The sequence below is a fragment of the Pseudomonas sp. 09C 129 genome (assembly GCF_002843625.1).
Lineage (GTDB): Bacteria > Pseudomonadota > Gammaproteobacteria > Pseudomonadales > Pseudomonadaceae > Aquipseudomonas > Aquipseudomonas chlororaphis.
Map to the genome: position 1 here is coordinate 2,136,115 of NZ_CP025261.1, position 18,544 is coordinate 2,154,658.

Here is an 18,544-nt window from a genome sequence, read left to right on the forward strand (position 1 = left end):
GGTCGGAAGTTACGGTGTCCGATAGGCAGTTCGATTCCGCTCAAGCCTGATCGAGACTGTCATGCAAGTGGCGAGCGCGCCCATGTTTCAGGACCGCTCGCAATGCCGGGGAATCGACGCGATCAGCGATCCGCCAGTTCCCGGGGCGAGGCGACCCGGGCCCCTGGCTTGAGGACCAGCCACAAGGCCGCGGCGATCAGCACGCCGCCATACAGGTGAGCCATGGACAGCGGCTCGTCCAGCAGCAACGCGCCCCACAGCACCCCGAACGGCGGGATCATGAAGGTCACGGTCATGGACTTGACCGGGCCGATCGAGCTCAGCAGGCGGAAATACAGGATGTAGGCAAAGGCGGTGCAGGCCAGGCCCAGGCCCAGCAACGACAGCCAGACGCTCCAGCCGCCCCAGTTGGCGGGCGGCTGGCTGATGGCGCTGTAGGCGAAGACCGGCAGCAGGAACAGGCTGGCACCGAGCATGCTGCCCAGGGCCGAGAGGCGACTGTCGAGGCCGCCGGCCTGGTCCAGCCAGCGTCGCGCGAGGAAGCCGGCGAAGCCGTAGCAGGTGGTGGCGAGCAGGCAGGCCAGCGCGCCCAGCAGCAGTTCCAGGTCGAATGCCATGGGGCCGGCGCGGGTCAGGATGCCCACGCCGAACAGGCCCAGGCTGACCCCGGCGATTTTTGGCGGGGTCAGTTTTTCATGGAAGAACAACCCGCCGATCAGTACGCCCATCAACGGCGTGGTGGCATTGAAGATCGCCGAATAACCGGCCGGCAGCACCAGGGCCGCCACCGAATACATAGTGGCGGGGATGCCGGAGTTGATTACGCCGAGCAGCAGCACGGTCTTGAACTTGCCCTGGAAGTCCCAGCTGATGCGCATCAGCGCGAGGATCACCAGCAGGCCGGTGGCGGCGATGGAGACACGAAAGAATGCCGTGGGAATGCTGCCGATCACTGGAGCGATGATGCGCATGAACAGAAAACTCGCGCCCCAGATCGCGGCCAGGGACAACAAACGCAGGGTATCGACAAGTCTCACGGCGCAACTCCTTTAATAGGCCGTTCAACGGCCCTTTTTTCAGCAGGGCGAGAGTGTTGCCGAGAGACGGGACGCGGGCAATCGCTATCTTGCGGTTGAATTGGCGGCCGCCTTTGCTATCTGCGCAAAATTGCACTTCTCCTGTACCCGGTTCACTGGCTAAGCTCAGGCCTTTCCGAATTCCCGCAGAGGTCTCACCATGCCGCAGAAATGGCCCGCCGCCGATATCGCTCGAACGATCCTCGATGGCTTCGACGATTACCGCGAGCATTTTCGCCAGATCACCGACGGTGCCCGGGCACGCTTCGAGCAGGCGCAGTGGCAGGAGGCGCAGACCGCCTCGGCGGCACGGATCAACCTGTACGAGGAAAAGGTCAGCGAGACCGTGCAGCGGCTGCGTACGACCTTCGACCTGGAGACCCTGCTCGACGTCAATCAGTGGCCGCTGGTGAAAAGCGCCTATATCAGCCTGATCGACCTGCGCTTCGACGATGAGCTGTCCGAGACCTGGTACAACTCGGCCTTCTGCGGCCTGTTCAGCCATGACCTGATCAGCGACGGCTGCATGTTCATCCACACCACGCGGCCGAGCCTGCGCCGCGCCCGGGCCGCGCAGACCCGCACCTACCGGCCGCAAGGTCATCTGTCGACGATGCTCGAACAGATCTTCGTCGACTACAGCTTCAGCGAAGCCTACGCCGACCTGCCCGGCGACCTGCGGCGCCTGGAGTCGCAGCTGCGGGAGAACCTGCCGGACTGGGTGTGCAAGGACCCGGAGCTGGCGGTGGAGTTGTTTTCCTCGGTGTTGTACCGCAACAAGGGCGCCTATCTGGTGGGCCGCATCTACACCCACGACGAGCAGTGGCCGCTGGTGATTCCGCTGCTGCACCGCGAAGGGCGGGGGATCCAGATCGACGCGCTGATCACCGACGAAGCCGATGTGTCGATCATCTTTTCCTTCACCCGCTCCTATTTCATGGTCGACGTGCCGGTGCCGGCGGAGTTCATCGGTTTCCTCAAGCGCATCCTGCCGGGCAAGCACATCGCCGAGCTGTACACCTCCATCGGTTTCTACAAGCACGGCAAGTCCGAGTTCTACCGGGCGCTGATCAACCACCTGGCCAACACAGACGACCAGTTCATCATGGCCCCGGGCGTGCGCGGCATGGTCATGAGCGTGTTCACCCTGCCGGGCTTCAACACCGTGTTCAAGATCATCAAGGACCGCTTCTCGCCGTCGAAAAACGTCGACCGCGCCACGGTGATCGAGAAGTACCGCCTGGTGAAAAGCGTCGACCGGGTCGGGCGCATGGCCGATACCCAGGAGTTCGCCGATTTCCGCTTTCCCCTGGGCAAGTTCGACCCCGCGTGCCTGGAGGAACTGTTGGAAGTCGCGCCGTCCACGGTGTCGGTGGAAGGCGATACGGTGCTGATCCGTCACTGCTGGACCGAGCGGCGCATGACCCCGCTCAACCTTTACCTGGACCACGCCAACCCGGCCCAGGTGCGCGAGGCGCTGGAGGACTACGGCCTGGCGATCAAGCAACTGGCCGCGGCCAACATCTTTCCCGGTGACATGCTGCTGAAGAACTTCGGCGTCACCCGCCATGGCCGGGTGGTGTTCTACGACTACGACGAGATCTGCTTCCTCACCGAAGCCAACTTCCGCCACATCCCGGCGCCGCGTACCCCGGAGGACGAGATGGCCTCCGAGCCCTGGTATTCCATCGGCCCGCTGGACGTGTTCCCCGAGGAGTTCCCACCGTTCCTGTTCGCCGACGCCGGGCAGCGCAAGCTGTTCGACCAGTTGCACGGCGAGTTGTACAACGCCGATTACTGGAAAGGCCTGCAGGAGGCCATTCGCGCCGGCAAGGTGATCGATGTGTTCCCGTACCGGCGCAAGGACCGGGATAACGAATAGAAGGGGCAGCGGCAAGTTACAAGCTGCAAGCTAAAAGCGTAAAGCTGCGTTAATCTTGCGGCTTTTCGCTTGAAGCTTGCCGCTGCTTTCCTATGACTTCCGAATCGCCTGCAATCGACCAACTGCTGAAAAACCTCGACCACGCCATGCTTGCCGACCGCCACCGGTTGCGTCGGCAGCTGCTTGAGCTGCGCAAGAAGCCCGACGAGGCCAAGCTTGTGCAGTGGGTCGAGCGCATGCAGGCGTCCTGCGCCCAGGTGCTGACGCGGCGCGCCAGCGTGCCGTCGATTCGCTACGACGACAGCCTGCCGATCGCCGCCAAGCGCGACGAGATCAAGGCGGCGCTGCAAAAGCACCAGGTGCTGATCATCGCTGGCGAAACCGGCTCGGGCAAAACCACCCAGTTGCCGAAGATCTGCCTGGAAATCGGCCGCGGCCAGCACGGCCTGATCGGCCACACCCAGCCCCGGCGGATCGCCGCGCGCAGCGTGGCCAGCCGGGTCGCCGAAGAGCTGGCGACGCCGCTGGGTGCCCTGGTGGGTTACCAGGTGCGCTTCGAAGACCAGAGCGATTCCAACACCCTGATCAAGCTGATGACCGACGGCATCCTGCTGGCGGAAACCCAGAACGACCGCTACCTGGAACGCTACGACACGATCATCGTCGACGAAGCCCACGAACGCAGCCTGAACATCGACTTCCTGTTGGGCTACCTGAAGACCCTGCTGCCGCGGCGTCCGGACCTCAAGGTCATCATCACTTCGGCGACCATCGACCTGGAGCGCTTCTCCAAGCACTTCGACGACGCGCCGATCGTCGAGGTCTCCGGCCGTACCTTCCCGGTGGAAACCTGGTATCGCCCGCTGACCCTGGAGCAGGACGAAGAGGGCAACCGGGTCGAGGACGACCTGACGGTGGACCAGGCGATCCTCGCCACCCTCGATGAAATCGCCGCCCATGAGCGCAGCGAGCGCCGCAGCCCGGGTGACGTGCTGGTGTTCCTGCCGGGCGAGCGGGAGATTCGCGACGCCGCCGAAATGCTGCGCAAGGCCCAGCTCAAGCACACCGAGATCCTGCCGCTGTACGCGCGCCTGTCGCCGGCCGAGCAGCAGCGGATTTTCCAGTCGCATCCGGGCCGCAGGGTAGTGCTGGCGACCAACGTCGCCGAGACCTCGCTGACCGTGCCGGGCATCCGCTACGTGATCGACAGCGGCACCGCGCGCATCAGCCGCTACAGCTACCGGGCCAAGGTCCAGCGCCTGCCCATCGAGGCGATTTCCCAGGCCAGCGCCAACCAGCGCAAAGGCCGCTGCGGCCGGGTCGAGCCGGGCATCTGCGTGCGCCTGTACAGCGAAGAGGATTTCAACGGCCGTCCGGAATTCACCGACCCGGAAATCCTGCGCACCAACCTGGCGGCGGTGATCCTGCAGATGCTCCATCTGCGTCTCGGTGAAATCACCGCGTTCCCCTTTATCGAACCGCCGGATGGCAAGGCCATCAGCGACGGTTTCAACCTGTTGCAAGAACTCTCGGCGGTGGACCGCAACAGCCAGCTGACGCCGCTGGGCCGCCAGCTGGCACGGCTGCCGGTGGACCCGCGCATGGGCCGCATGCTGCTGGAAGCGGCGAAGCTGGGCAGTCTGCAGGAAGTGCTGATCGTCGCCAGTGCCATGTCGATCCAGGACCCGCGCGAGCGGCCGCCGGAGCGCCAGCAGGCGGCCGACCAGGCCCATGCGCAATGGAAGGACGCCGACTCGGATTTCGCCGGGCTGGTCAATCTGTGGCGCGGCTTCGAAGAGCAGCGCCAGGCGCTGACCGCCAGCCCGTTGCGTAACTGGTGCCGCAAGAATTTCCTCAACTACTTGCGCCTGCGCGAGTGGCGCGACTCCCATCGCCAACTGAGCCTGATCTGCCGCGACCTGCAACTGAGCCTGAACAAGGAGCCGGCCGATTACCCGAAGCTGCACAAGGCAGTACTGGTCGGCCTGCTGAGCCAGATCGGCCAGAAGACCGAGGAAGGCGATTACCTCGGCGCCCGCCAGCGGCGCTTCTGGATTCACCCGTCGTCGGGGATCGGCAAGAAGCGCCCGCAATGGCTGATGACCGCCGAACTGGTGGAAACCACCAAGCTCTACGCGCGCATGGTGGCGAAGATCGACGCCGACTGGATCGAGCCGCTGGCCGGGCACCTGATCAAGAAAAACCACTTCGAACCCCATTGGGAGAAGAAGCGCGGGCAGGTGGTGGCCTACGAGCAGATCACTCTGTTCGGCCTGATCGTGGTCGGTCGTCGCCCGGTGCATTACGGCCCGGTGGACCCGCTGGTGTCGCGCGAGCTGTTTATCCGCGAGGGCCTGGTGCGTGGCGAAATCCAGTCGAAAGCCAAGTGCCTGAGCGCTAATACGCGGCTGCTGGAGCAGCTCGACGAACTGGAAGCCAAGGCCCGGCGCCGCGACATCCTCGCCGACGAGGAAACCCTGTTCGCCTTCTACGACGCGCGCCTGCCGGCGGAGATCCACCAGACCGCGACTTTCGACAGCTGGTACCGGGTGCATAGCCAGAAAGACCCGCAGTTGCTGATCATGCGCGAGGAAGACGTGCTGGCCCGCGAGGCCAGCGAAGTCACCGCCATGCAGTACCCGGACACCTTGCAGATCGGCGATCTGGAACTGGCCCTGAGTTACCACTTCGAGCCCAACCATCCACGGGACGGCGTGACCCTGCGGGTGCCGGCGCCGCTGCTGCCGGCCTTGCCCGCCGAACGCCTGGAATGGCTGGTGCCGGGGCTGGTGGAAGCCAAGTGCATCGCCCTGGTGCGCAACCTGCCCAAGGCGCTGCGCAAGAACTTCGTACCGGTGCCGGACTTCGTCAAGGCGGCCCTGGCGCGTATCGACTTCGCCCAGGGTTCGCTGTCCCAGGCCCTGGGCCGCGAACTGCTGCGCATGACCGGGGCGCGGGTCAGCGATGAGGCCTGGGCCGAGTCGGCGCAACAGGTGGAAGGCCACCTGCGGATGAACCTGGAAATCGTCGATGCCCAGGGCAAGTTTCTCGGCGAAGGCCGCGACCTGGCCGAGCTGACCGCGCGTTTCGCCGAGGCCAGCCAGGCCGCCCTGGCCGTGCCGCAAACCGCGAAAAGCCAGCAGCCGGTGGAAGCCAAGGTGTTCGCCGCGGTGGCGGAGAAAACCCAGCAGAAGATCGCCGGGCTGTCGATGACGGTGTATCCGGCGCTGGTGGAAGAGGGTGGCACGGTCAAGGAAGGGCGTTTCTCGACCCCGGCCGAAGCCGAGTTCCAGCATCGCCGCGCCTTGCAGCGCCTGCTGCTGCAACAGCTGGCCGAGCCGGCCAAGTTCCTGCGCAACAAGCTGCCGGGGCTGACCGAGCTGGGCCTGCTGTATCGCGAGCTGGGGCGTGTCGATGCCCTGGTGGAAGACATCCTGCTGGCCAGCCTCGACAGCTGCGTGCTGGAAGGCGAGGACAGCCTGCCGCGCGATGGCGCCGGCCTGGCCTCGCTGGCCGAGCGCAAGCGCGGCAGCTGGACCGAGCACGCCGAGCGCCTGGCGCGCCTGACCCTGGAGATCCTCAAGCTCTGGCATGGCCTGCAAAAGCGCTTCAAGGGCAAGATCGACCTGGCCCAGGCGGTGGCGCTGAACGACATCAAGTCGCAGCTAAGCCATCTGGTGTACCCGGAGTTTGTCCGCGAGACCCCGGCGCAGTGGCTCAAGGAACTGCCGCGTTACCTCAAGGCCGTGGAGCTGCGCTTTGAGAAGCTCGGCAGCCAGGTGCAGAAGGACCGGGTCTGGAGCGCCGAACTGGCCGGCCTGTGGAACCAGTACCAGGCGCGGGCGAGCAAACATGCCCAGGAAGGCAAGCGCGACCCGCAACTGGAGCTGTACCGCTGGTGGCTGGAGGAATACCGGGTCTCGCTGTTCGCCCAGCAATTGGGCACCAAGGCGCCGATTTCCGACAAGCGCCTGAACAAACAGTGGAGCCAGGTGGAAGCCTGATGCGCTGTAGCCGCTGCCGCAGGCTGCGTAAGGCCCCGCAGGGGCCTCGAGGGCCTCAAGAGCGCGACCGCTTCGCGCTCGATCGCAGGCTTCGCCAGCGGCTACAGGATCGGCGATGTTGCGCCGACTACGCTTGCCGATGGGGCTAAACGCCGGCGTTTATGGCAAACTTCGCCGTTATAAATGCCGGCCCCGCGGTTTTGAGCGTTCGCCGCCCGGGCAAAGCGGAATAAAGCGATGTCAGGTCCTATTCCGCCAGTCGGGATAGACCATTTACGGTTTGGTACGACGGTGCCAATACCTTCTGCCTGAACAGAATAGAGGAACGACCGTGCATAACGTCGTCATCAGCGGCACTGGCCTGTACACCCCGGCCAACAGCATCTCCAACGAAGAGCTGGTGGAGTCTTTCAACACCTACGTGCATCAGTTCAACGCCGACAACGCGCAAGCGATCGAGCGCGGCGAGGTTCAGGCCCTGACCGAATCCAGCGCGGCCTTCATCGAGAAGGCCTCCGGCATCAAAAGCCGCTTTGTCATGGACAAGGACGGCATCCTCGATCCGCAGCGCATGGCCCCGCGCCTGCCCGAGCGTTCCAACGACGAATGGTCGGTGCTCTGCCAGATGGCCATCGGCGCCGCCGAACAGGCCCTGCAACGCGCCGGCAAGACCGCCGCGGACATCGACGGGGTGATCGTCGCCTGCTCCAACCTGCAACGCGCCTACCCGGCCATCGCCATCGAAGTCCAGGAAGCCCTGGGCATCGAAGGTTTCGGTTTCGACATGAACGTGGCCTGCTCCTCGGCCACCTTCGGCATCCAGGCGGCCTGCAACAGCGTGCAACTGGGCCAGGCCCGGGCGATCCTGATGGTCAACCCGGAAGTCTGCACCGGCCACCTGAACTTCCGTGACCGCGACAGCCACTTCATCTTCGGCGACGCGGCCACCGCGGTGATCATCGAGCGGGCAGACCTGGCCACCTCGCCGTACCAGTTCGACATCATCAGCACCAAGCTGCTGACCAAGTTCTCCAACAACATCCGCAACAACTTCGGCTTCCTCAACCGCGCCGCGGAAGAGGGTATCGGCGCGCCGGACAAACTCTTCGTGCAGGAAGGCCGCAAGGTGTTCCGCGACGTCTGCCCGATGGTGGCGGAACTGATTGCCGAGCACCTGCAGGAAAACCAGCTGAACGTCAGCGACGTGAAGCGTTTCTGGCTGCACCAGGCCAACCTCAGCATGAACCACCTGATCGTCAAGAAGCTGCTGGGCCGCGAGGCCACCGAAGAAGAAGCACCGGTGATTCTCGACACCTATGCCAACACCAGTTCGGCCGGTTCGGTGATCGCGTTCCACAAGAATCAGGACGACCTGAGCAGCGGCTCGCTGGCGGTGCTCAGCTCGTTCGGCGCCGGTTATTCGATTGGCAGTGTGCTTCTGCGCAAGCGTTGACAGTCTTATGGATCGCAGCCGCTGGATTCAGCGGTTGCGATCCTGGATTCCGATTACGAGGCATGAATGTCCGCAGCTGACGACACGCAACTGCTTGAACGCCTGTTGGCCGGCGAGCAAAAGGCCTACAAGGAACTGGTCGGCACCTACCAGAGCGCGATGCGCGCCGTGGCCTACGCCATTGTCGGCCAGCGCCACGCCGACGAAGTGGTGCAGGATGCCTGGCTGTCGGTGGTGCGCAACCTGGTCGGTTTCCAGGGGCGTTCCAGCCTCAAGACCTGGCTGCTGACCATCACCGCCAACTCGGCGAAAAGCCGCTACAAACAGAACCGCCGCGAAGTCCTGCTGGATGACCTGCCGGCACCCCACGGCACCATCGGCGACGAGCGTTTTTCTTCCTCTGACGGGCACTGGCTGGTGGCGCCGTTCGCCTGGCACGCCGACACCCCGGAAGCCCTGCTTACCGAGGCCGAACTGCGCGAATGCCTGGAGCACACTTTGCTGAGCCTGTCGGAACTGCAAGGCAGCGTGTTGACCCTGCGCGAGCGCCAGGGCCTGGAGCTGGAGGAGATCTGTAATCTTCTGGACATTTCCCTCTCCAATGTCCGGGTGCTGCTGCACCGGGCGCGGCTGAAGATTTTTGCCACGGTGGAGCACTTCGAGGAGACCGGCCAATGCTGACCTGCAAGGAACAAGTGGCACGTTCCAGCGACTATCTCGATGGTCAGCTGAGCTTTCGCCAGCGCCTGATCCAGCGCCATCACCTGTTGTTCTGCCCCAATTGCCGGCGTTTCCTGCGGCAGATGCGCCTGATGCAGGCCACCTTGCGCAAGATGCCGCAAGCGCCCATCGCCGATATCGATGCGCTGGCCGAACGCCTGGCCGCCGAGCGCAAGCGCAACGCCTGATTTCACCCGACAATCCTCCCGTAGTCGCTGAAGCCTCAAGGTCCTCAAGAGCGCGACCGCTTCGCGCTCGATCGCAGGCTTCGCCAGCGGCTACACCAATGCCTGCAAGGTGTACGAGTTCCTGTAGCCGCTGCCGCAGGCTGCGATAAGGCCGAAGGCCTTCAGCGATCTTGAAGTCACTGCGACCGCTTCGCGCTCGATCGCAGGCTTCGCCAGCGGCTACACCAACGCCTGCAAGGTGTACGAGTTCCTGTAGCCGCTGCCGTAGGCTGCGATAAGGCCGAAGGCCTTCAGCGATCTTGAAGTCGCTGCGACCGTTCGGCCGATCGCGGGCTTCGCTAGCGGCTACAGGGTTTCGTTTTTCCCCAAATACCCCGCCGAGCGCTCTAGTACAGGCTTTTTGCCTTATTTCGTTTGGAAGTAAAAAAGTTCCGCTGTCATCAAATCTTTATCTATCGGCAACTCCCCTGAAATAACCCGCCGCCAAGATTCCCTCCCAACACAAGCGGGCCTGACTCGCGTGTTTTTTCCAGCGCTACAGACCACCAATTAGGGGAAATCTTCGATGATCCGTAAGCACTTCGCCGGTTTTGCCGCCAGCGCCCTGGCCCTGGCAGTTACCGCCCAGGCTTTCGCTGGCACCGTCACCACCGATGGCGCCGATATCGTAGTCAAGACCAAGGGCGGCCTTGAGGTCGCCACCACAGACAAAGAGTTCAGCTTCAAGCTCGGTGGCCGCCTGCAAGCCGACTACAGCCGCTTCGACGGTGTCTACACCAAGAACGGCGACAGCGCCGACGCCGCTTACTTCCGTCGCGCCTTCCTCGAACTGTCCGGTGTGCTGTACACCGACTGGGCCTACACCATCAACTACGACTTCTCCCACAACACCGGCGACTCCGATAACGGCTACTTCGACGAAGCCTCGCTGGCTTACAACGGCTTCAAGCCGGTGTCGATCAAGGTCGGTCGCTTCGACCCGGACTTCGGCCTGGAAAAAGCCACCAGCTCCAAGTGGGTCACCGCGCCGGAACGTAACATCGCCTACGACATGATCGACTGGGCCAACACCCACCAGAACGGTATGGGCCTGCAGGCTTCCAGCACCTTCGCCGATTCCTTCTATGCCTCGGCTGGCGTGTTCAGCAAGGACACCGACGACACCGACGGCGACAGCGTCAAGCAGGTCAACGGTCGCTTCGTCTTCGCTCCGATGCACGATGCCGGCAACGTCCTGCACTTCGGTGTGAACGTGGCTTCGCGTGATGTCTCCGACACCGCATTCGACTCCCGTTATCGCACCCGCATGGGCATGCGTGGCGTCGAGACCCTGGGCGGCAACGATGCCGGCACCAACGGCAACCGTCCGGTGCTGGGCGGCAGCTCGACTTCGCCGGCCGGTTCCTTCGACCGCGACACCGCGCTGGGTCTGGAAGCCGCGTTCGCCATGGGCCCGGCCTCGATCCAGGGTGAATACATCACCCGCAAGACCAAGGCTGATTCCAACGCCTACGAAGACATCAAGGGCCACGGCTTCTACGTGCAGGGCGCTTACACCCTGACCGGCGAATCCCGCGGCTACAAGGTGGGCAAGTTCGACGCCATCAAGCCGGCCAACAAGGCCTTCGGCGCCTGGGAACTGTTCTATCGCTACGACAGCATGACTGTCGAAGACGACAACATCACCACCGCCAGCCTGACCCGCGACGTCGGCGATGCCGAAGTCAAGGTGCACAACCTGGGTGTGAACTGGTACGCCAACGAAGCAGTGAAAATCTCCGCCACCTACGTCAAGGCCAAGACCGACAAGGTCACCAACGCCACGGCCGCCAGCGGTGGTACTCCAGCCGCGCGTACCGGTGACGACGACGGCGACGGCTTCATCGTTCGCGCGCAGTACGTGTTCTAAGGTTCATTTACCGCTGTAAAGAGCTCTTTCTCATCCGTTAAAGCTCCTTTCGTTTCAGCCCCGCTTCGGCGGGGCTTTTTTTTGCCCGTCTCCCGGCTAACGCCAGACCGGCAGCAGGTCGAAGCTGAACAGCAGGTGGGCCAGGGCGTTGGCCAGGCCGAACAGCAGCACCAGGACGATCATTGGCGTGCCGCCCCAGACCCGGTACAGCGGGCTGGCGAAGCGTTTACGCGAGGTGTGGGCGAGCAGGGCCGGGGTGATCACCGCCCAGACGGTCGCCGCCAGGCCGGCAAAACCGATGGCAAGGATGAAGCCTTCCGGCCAGATCAGCGCGCAGCCGATCGGCGGGGCGAAGGTGACCAGCGCGCTTTTCAGGCGGCCCCGGGGGCTGTCGTCGAAGCCCAGGGAGTCGGCGATGTAGTCGAACAACCCCAGGGTGACGCCGAGGAACGAACAGGCCACGGCAAAGTTGGAGAACAGGGTCAGCAGCAGGTCGACCCGGGCGCTGTCGAGCATGCTGCCCAGGGCGCTGATCAGCACATCGATGGTGCCGCCCTGGCGGGCGATGTCCTTGAACTGCTCGCGGGGCAGGGTGCCCATGGTGCAGAGCATCCATACCGTGTACAGGACCAGGGCGATCAGGGTGCCGATCAGCAGGCAGTTGCGGATGCGCTGCGGGTCCTTGCCGTAGTGCTTCATCAGGCTCGGCACGTTGCCGTGAAAGCCGAAGGAGGTCAGGCAGAACGGCAGGGTCATGAACAGATAGGGCAGGTAGTCCGGTTGCGGGTTGCCGCGATCGAGCAAAACCTGCGGCTGCACATGGCCGAGCAGGCCGCCGAAGGTCAGGAAGAAGGCGAGGATCTTGGCACCGAACACCAGGGTGGTGATGCGGCTGACCGCCGCGGTGCTGAGCCAGACCACCAGGGCCACCGCCAGGGCGAACAGCAGGCCGCCGTTGCGCGAGGAAATCTCCAGGCCCAGGGTGTGGGCGGTGTGGCGGATCACCGAGCCGCTGGCCGAGATATAGGCATAGGTCAGGATGTACAGGACGAACACCAGGGTGGCGCCGTTGAACAGGCTCCAGCGCCGGCCGATCAGGTCGCGGGTGATGGTCGAGAAACTCGCCCCCGGCCGGTAGTTGAGGTTGGCTTCGAGGATCATCAGCCCCGAGTGCAGGGTGCAGAACCACGACAGCGCCAGCACCGCGAGGGAGCCTTGGAACCACAGCCCCGACATCATCACCGGCAGCGAGAACATGCCCGCTCCGACAATGGTGCCGCCGATGATCATGGCGCCGCCGATGACCGAAGGCCGGCGTTCGGCGACCGTGCAGTGGGAGGTTGAAGGGGATGAAGCGATGGACGTACCGCGCATGGCAAGGCCTGCAATGAAATTGTTATTGGAGGTAGCGAGGGGGCGCCTCGGGTGTGCGGAATACCGGCAGGCCGGCTCCCGTGCACCCGGGCGACAAATCAGCGCAGAGCCAGCAGGCGGCTCAGTTGCTGCGCCATCTGTAGCAGCCGGTGGTCCTGCCCGGGCAAGGCGTCGAACGACAGCCCGACCGGCAGGCTGCCCGGCTCGGCCACCGGCACGCTGATACTCGGCGCCGCCAGGTTGCTGGCCGGGTCGGTGTTGCGCACGAAACGCTCGAAATGCTCCTGGGCGCCGCTGTCGCTCAGCAGCGGCGCGGTGCAGCTGACGGTCGGGTAGGCGATCAGGTCCAGGCGGTGCTGCTGGAACAGCCCGGCGTATTCGCGATCCAGGCGGATCTTGCTCATCAAGGCCTGCACGTAGTCCTCGTAGGAAATGGCCGGGCTCTCCAACTGCGCCATCAGGGTCTTCTTGATCTGCGGGTCGCGGATCTGCGCCAGGATCTCGAGGAACCGCTCGCCACAGCCGGCCTTCAGCAGGAAGCGCGGGAAGTCGATGAAGAACTCGAAGATCGGCAGCGGGAACTGGATGCTTTCGTTGATCTCGCCGATCAGGCGGTCGTCCACCGGCACCATTTCCACGCCCTGATCGGCCAGGCTATCGATCGCCGCGCGGCAATCGCTGTGCACCTTGGTCTCCAGCTCGGACCAGAAGAACCGCTGGGGAATGCCGATGCGCAGGCGCTTGGGCTCGGTCGGCGCGGTGAAGGAAGTGCCGGTCAGATGCCGATGGACGAACAGCGCGTCTTCCAGGCTGCGGGTCAGCAGGCCCGGTGAGTCCTTGGTCTGGGACACCGGGACGATGCCGTCGCCCGGGTAGGCCCCGGTGCTCGGCCGGAAGCCCACCACACCGCAGAAGGCCGCGGGAATCCGCACCGAGCCGCCGGTGTCGGTGCCCACCGCGCAGGGCACCAGGCCGGCGGCCACGGCCGCGGCACAACCACCGCTGCTGCCGCCGGCGCTGTGTTGCAGGTGGCGCGGGTTGACCACCGCGCCGTAGCTCAGGTTGGCCGAGGTCACGCCGAACGACAGTTCGTGCATGTTGTTCTTGCCGGCGACCCGCGCGCCCAGCGCCCTGAAGCGCTGGACGATGCCGGCGTCCGCGGCCGGCTGGTAGTCGGCCAGGCCGGGGGTGCCGGCGGTGGTCGCCAGGCCACTGACATTGATGTTGTCCTTGAACGAAACCGGGATGCCGTAGAGCGGCGCCTGGCGCTGCTCTGGCGTGCCGGTGTCGCCGCTGAACGCCTGCGCGGCGAAGCTGATGAAGCTGTTCAGGTGCCTGGCGTCGGCGTATTGCTCGAGTAGCGCGCGGTGCCAGGAATCCAGGCAGAGGCTGCCCTGGCGAAACCCGTCAACGAGCGCTTCGATCGAATGCTGGCTGTACATGAAAAAGTCTCAACGAAAGTCGGTAGGGGCCTGGGCTCAGCAATAGCGGAAGTGCGATTGCAGATCGAACAGCGGGTTGCCTTCGAGCAGTTCGCCGCCGAGGCTGGCGATCACCGCGCAGGCACCGTTCAGGGCGGTCTGTACCGCGCCTTCGGCCCAGCCGCCGGTAAACGAGCTGCCGCAGCCGGCCAGGTACAGGCCGGTGTCCTGCTGCGGGTCGAGGGCGGTCTTGAACTGATAGAACAGGCGCTGGGAGTACAGGTCGTCGCCGGGGAAATTCAGCTTGAAGGCACCCAGGGCCTGCTTGTCGGTGAGCCAGTCGTATTCCAGTACGTAACGCTGGTAGTCGCCGTCCAGCGGCACCAGGTGGCTAGCGAACTGCGGCGCGCTCATCGCCAGTTCGTCCACCAGGCGCTTGCAGCGCTGGACCTTGTCGGTCATCGAAACCATTTTGTGCGAGTCGTCTTCCCAGGTGTAACTGATCAGCACTACGCCCCAGGAGTCCGGGTCCTGCGGGGCGTAGTCCAGGCAGTAGACGCCCTTGACCAGGGTATCGGTCTGGATGTTCTGCGCCAGGCCATGTTTGAGCCAGAATTTGTCGCGGGTCAGGATGAACAGCTTGGACGAGCCGACCATGTGGGTTTCGTTGATCGCCCGGGCCACGTCGCGATTGACGAACTGCTCGGCCTGGGTGAGGCGCATGTTGACTTGCAGGGCGCGGGTGGTGGCGGTGGTGATCACCCGGTCGCAGCCATAGGTTTCACCGTTGCAGCCTTGCAGCAGGATCTGCCCGTCGGCGCCCTTGCTGATGGATTCGATGCGCGTGCGGCAGATCCGGTCGCGCAGGGCGATGCCATGGAATTCCTCGTCGGCGATTCGCTCCCAGAGGGTGGAAATGCCGTTGGGCACCAGCCGCTGGTTGACCTCGAAGGCGTTGATCACTAGGCGCAGGATCTCGGTGAACGAGGCCCGGTACACCGACTGGAACCCACCCGAGCCGATGCCCAGGGAACCGAACAGGTGGAAGTCTTCCGGCTTGCGCCAGCGCTTGCCGCCCGGCGGGTTGTTCGAGGTGAAGATCTGCACCATGGCCGAGTAGAAAGAGTGGTCGCCAAAGCAGTCCAGGTAGCGTTGCCACTCCGGCTGCACCTCGGCGTACTGCTGCTTTTCCAGAAGATCGGTGAGCAGCAGCGGCGGCGCCAGGAAGGTGCCGTCGTCCAGGCGCACGCCTTCCTTGAGAAAGGCGTTCCAACCCTGGTGCACGGTGTTGAAGATCGGCGGTGGATTTTCCCCGGCCGGCCAGTGGTGGGTTTCGCCACGGTAGTGGATTTCGGTGTCGACCACCCCAGGGTCGGGAAAGGCCTCGGTGGTGCCGATGCCGAAGCGGTCCAGGTAATGGAACAGGCCGACTTCGCTCGGCGGGAAGCGCATGGCGCCCATCTCGGCGATGAACTGCGGTTGTGTTTCGTCGAAGCACTGGGTCAGGAAACGCCCGCCAAGGTGGTCTTTCGAGGCTTCGAACAGGGTGATGCGGGTGGCGCCGGCGCGCAGCAGTTCATAGGCCGCGATCAGGCCGCTGAGGCCGGCGCCGACGATACCGACGTGCTTGTCGGCGATCGCCGGCGGCAGGTGACCGATGGCCTGGGTGGCACGGCGCAGGAACTGCCCATAGTCGTACAACAGGTCGATGTTGGGGAACGAGCGGGTGCCTTGGGTTTCTTCGAAACCGGAGTGGGAGGAGTTCACAGGTAAGGGTCTCGGAAATCAGATGATGAGCTGCAGGCTTTCAAACGCGCGGGAAGGGTTGAGCAGGAGGACTTTCTTGCGCTGGATTTTCCACTGGCCGGCGAGGCACAGCAGTTGGTGTTCCACGGTCACCGGGTAATGCCATTCGCTGTCGCCCCGGGCTTCGCAATACAGCATGGGGGTCCGGCAATGGGCACTCAGGCCATCCGCATCGAGGCTGATCGTTGGCCTTTGGGCAATGTGCAGGCCGCGGCTCTTGGGCTGCTGCGAGAAGTTGCGGGCACTGGCCAGGCGGTTGATGCGCAGGGTGGTGAGGAAGCGGTCCTCATACAGCAGCGAGGATTCGCGCAACGGGCAGGGTTGGTCGTGGCGCAGGGGAATCCAGTAGTGGAAGTCGTCGCACAGCAGCTGTTGCCAGGCGTCGAAATCCTGTTGGTCGAGAAGCGCGATCTCTTGGTAGATCAGCTGTTCGAGGGGCGAGTTATCCATGGGCGGTCGATCCGTCTGGGGCCTGCATCAGTTGCTGCCAGGTGTTGTAGAAGTTGCGCATGGCCCGTTCGCTGGTGCCGGACACCACCTGGGTCTGCTCAAAGGCTTCGCCCGGTTCGAACAGGCGGGCGACATTCACCCAGTCGTTGGCCTGGCTGCGCAGCCCGTCCATGGCCCGCTCGTACATCTCCACGTCGTCGTGGGCGACCATCGAGCATGGTGAGTTGATCAGGTTGTTGTACTGCACGGTTCTTTCCAGCAGTTGCACCGGCGCGCCTACCAGTTCGAAGATCCACGACTCGACCACGGTTTCGCTGGCCGAGATCGGGCGGATCACCCGCAGGGTCTGGATCGGTCCCTTGACCATCAGGTTGGGGAAATACACGGTGTTGTGCCGGGTGTCGTCGAGGATCGCCGCGGCCTGGGTTTCGCCGTAGCTCTCGACCATCAGCTCCCAGTAGCCGGGAATGCTCGAATAGGCCTTGTGGATCGAGTTGCTGACGCCGGTGTGGCCATGGCCGTTGGCCCAGGTGCGGATGCCCATGGCGCTGAAGAACTCGTAGGACGCCATGAACGGCGAGAACAGCTCGACAGCCATCGGCGGCTGGCCGTCGTGCCCGGTTTCCTTCCACAGGCGAATGGCTTCGCCGGCCGAGGATTCGTGGGCGACCATCGGGTGGCAGGTGTCGGTCTGGTTGTCGACCACCATCTTCCAGTTGCAGCGATGGCGGTGCAGCAGGGGCTGGCCGATGGCGCGCAACTGTCCCTGGGGCGAGCGCATGACCATGTTGTCCAGGGTCGACAGCGAGTCGCCGAAGAACTCGCTGAAGCCGACGCCTTGCTCCTTGAGGCGCACGAACACGAAGCCCCGGTAGTTCTCCACCGCGGCCACCGGCTGCATGCCCTTGTGGGCGGCGCAGCTGCTGAGGTCGCAGTCGTCGTATTCTTTTTTCACCGGGATGCTCAGCAACTGGCCGTCGGTCTTGAAGGTCCAGGCGTGGTACGGGCAGCGGATGAACCGGCCGACATTGCCTTGCGGCTCGGCCAGCACTTTCACGCCCTTGTGCGGGCAGCGGTTGTGCAGCACGACGATCTCGCCGTTTTTCTGCCGGACCATGGCCAGCGGTTGTCCGGCGATCTCGCCGGTGAAGAAGTCGCCGGTTTTCGGGACCAGGCTTTCATGGCCCAGGTAGCACCAGCTGGCGGCGAATACCTGTTGTTGTTCTCGCTCGAAGAGCGACGGATCAAGGAACAGCGTGCGATGCACTTCCTTGCCGTTGAAGTAGTTGTCCAACGAGGTTCTCTCTTTAGATGACCAGTTTCAGGCTTGGGCTTTTGGCCCGGGATACGCAGGGGTAGATCTTGTTGCTGCAGGCGGCCTGCTGCGGACTCATGATGAAATCGCGGTGATCGACTTCACCTTCCAGCACGTCCAGCTCGCACACCCCGCATTCGCCACGACGGCAGTCGTAGAGCGGCTCCAGGCCGGCCTCTTCGAGGGCGTCGAGCAGGGACTGGCCGGGCTGCACCCGCAGGTCGACGCCGGAGTCCGCGGCGTGCACGGCGAAGCCGGGGTCATCCTCGGCCAGGCAGGTGTTGAAGACTTCGAAGTGGATGCGCTCGCGGGGAAAACCCAGGCTCTGGGCATGGCTGAACACGTCGTTGAGCATGGCTTGCGGGCCACAGACGTACAGGCGGTCCCGGGGTTGCAACTGGCCCAGCACCGCGGCCACCGACGGGCGCCCTTCGGCCGAATCGGAGCAGTGCAGGCTCAGGCTGTCCTGCAGCAGCTCGCGCATCTGCGCGGCATAGGCGGCGTCGCCCGCGCTCTTGGCGAAATAGTGCAGCCGCGCCGGGCGCTGCCGGGCTCGCAGATGCCCGAGGATGCCGGTCAACGGCGTGATGCCGATGCCGCCGGCGAGGGCGATGTCGGCGCCATCGCTGTCGTCCAGCTGGTAGTCGAAGGCATTGAACGGGCCGTCGAGCCGTACCTGATCGCCAACGCTCAGTTGGCGGATATAAGCGCTGCTGGGCGAGTCGGGGTTCAGGCGGATGGCGAACACCAGGCTGCCCGGGGGCAGCTCATGTTCGGCCAGTTCGACCCGGGAGTAGTGACGCCATTGCTCGAGCGTGGGAATCCACCATTTGAAGTGGGCCCCGGCGGTGGTCTCGCAGGGGGCCGGCACAAGAGGCGCCAGAGTGATTTCCTTGATGCTTGGCGAGAGCATCAGGCACTGGGTGATCTGGTAATTCATGGGGTG

The 18,544-nt window shown here is 64.2% G+C and carries 13 protein-coding genes; 6 read left to right on the plus strand and 7 right to left on the minus strand.

What is annotated here, in order from left to right:
- Positions 1-122 precede the first annotated feature (122 nt).
- Entirely contained in the window at positions 123-1,037 is a 915-nt protein-coding gene (locus CXQ81_RS09875) for a DMT family transporter (protein ID WP_101337112.1), read from the minus strand.
- Between the two features lie 199 nt (positions 1,038-1,236).
- Here CXQ81_RS09875 and aceK point away from each other — a divergent pair, with 199 nt between their 5' ends.
- From aceK to CXQ81_RS09905, 6 genes are all read left to right on the plus strand, one after another.
- Entirely contained in the window at positions 1,237-2,958 is a 1,722-nt protein-coding gene (gene aceK, locus CXQ81_RS09880) for a bifunctional isocitrate dehydrogenase kinase/phosphatase (protein WP_053260022.1), read from the plus strand.
- A gap of 92 nt (positions 2,959-3,050) precedes the next feature.
- Positions 3,051-6,962, plus strand: a complete 3,912-nt coding sequence (hrpA, locus tag CXQ81_RS09885) for an ATP-dependent RNA helicase HrpA (protein WP_101337113.1) — start codon at positions 3,051-3,053, stop codon at positions 6,960-6,962.
- Positions 6,963-7,293: 331 nt separating this feature from the next.
- Positions 7,294-8,415, plus strand: a complete 1,122-nt coding sequence (locus CXQ81_RS09890; RefSeq protein ID WP_101337114.1) for a beta-ketoacyl-ACP synthase III — start codon at positions 7,294-7,296, stop codon at positions 8,413-8,415.
- Between the two features lie 66 nt (positions 8,416-8,481).
- A complete protein-coding gene (locus CXQ81_RS09895; RefSeq protein ID WP_101337115.1) occupies positions 8,482-9,096 on the plus strand; it encodes an RNA polymerase sigma factor in 615 nt (204 codons plus the stop codon).
- The gene (locus tag CXQ81_RS09900; RefSeq protein WP_007926855.1) at positions 9,090-9,323 is read left to right on the plus strand and encodes an anti-sigma factor; all 234 of its coding nucleotides are present in this window, start codon (positions 9,090-9,092) and stop codon (positions 9,321-9,323) included. The genes CXQ81_RS09895 and CXQ81_RS09900 overlap by 7 nt, the downstream gene beginning before the upstream one ends.
- A 565-nt stretch (positions 9,324-9,888) precedes the next feature.
- Positions 9,889-11,232, plus strand: coding sequence for an OprO/OprP family phosphate-selective porin (locus CXQ81_RS09905; protein WP_101337116.1), 1,344 nt, complete (start codon positions 9,889-9,891; stop codon positions 11,230-11,232).
- 96 nt (positions 11,233-11,328) lie between these two features.
- Here CXQ81_RS09905 and mtr read toward each other — a convergent pair whose 3' ends face one another.
- The 6 genes from mtr to CXQ81_RS09935 all read right to left on the minus strand — a co-directional run bounded on the left by mtr (position 11,329) and on the right by CXQ81_RS09935 (position 18,538).
- Positions 11,329-12,606, minus strand: coding sequence for a tryptophan permease (gene mtr, locus CXQ81_RS09910; protein WP_101337117.1), 1,278 nt, complete (start codon positions 12,604-12,606; stop codon positions 11,329-11,331).
- Between the two features lie 98 nt (positions 12,607-12,704).
- Complete coding sequence (locus CXQ81_RS09915; protein ID WP_101337118.1) at positions 12,705-14,048, minus strand: amidase family protein; 1,344 nt, start codon at positions 14,046-14,048, stop codon at positions 12,705-12,707.
- 36 nt (positions 14,049-14,084) lie between these two features.
- Positions 14,085-15,794 (minus strand): NAD(P)/FAD-dependent oxidoreductase, encoded by a 1,710-nt coding sequence (locus tag CXQ81_RS09920; protein WP_085530105.1) that lies wholly within the window; start codon positions 15,792-15,794, stop codon positions 14,085-14,087.
- 18 nt (positions 15,795-15,812) lie between these two features.
- Entirely contained in the window at positions 15,813-16,283 is a 471-nt protein-coding gene (locus CXQ81_RS09925) for an aromatic-ring-hydroxylating dioxygenase subunit beta (protein ID WP_009042645.1), read from the minus strand.
- Positions 16,276-17,577 carry a Rieske 2Fe-2S domain-containing protein gene (locus tag CXQ81_RS09930; RefSeq protein WP_101337119.1) on the minus strand — a complete coding sequence of 434 codons (1,302 nt, stop codon included), beginning with the start codon at positions 17,575-17,577 and terminating at the stop codon, positions 16,276-16,278. The genes CXQ81_RS09925 and CXQ81_RS09930 overlap by 8 nt, the downstream gene beginning before the upstream one ends.
- 13 nt (positions 17,578-17,590) lie before the next feature.
- Positions 17,591-18,538, minus strand: coding sequence for a flavin reductase family protein (locus tag CXQ81_RS09935; protein ID WP_101337120.1), 948 nt, complete (start codon positions 18,536-18,538; stop codon positions 17,591-17,593).
- Positions 18,539-18,544: the final 6 nt, after the last annotated feature.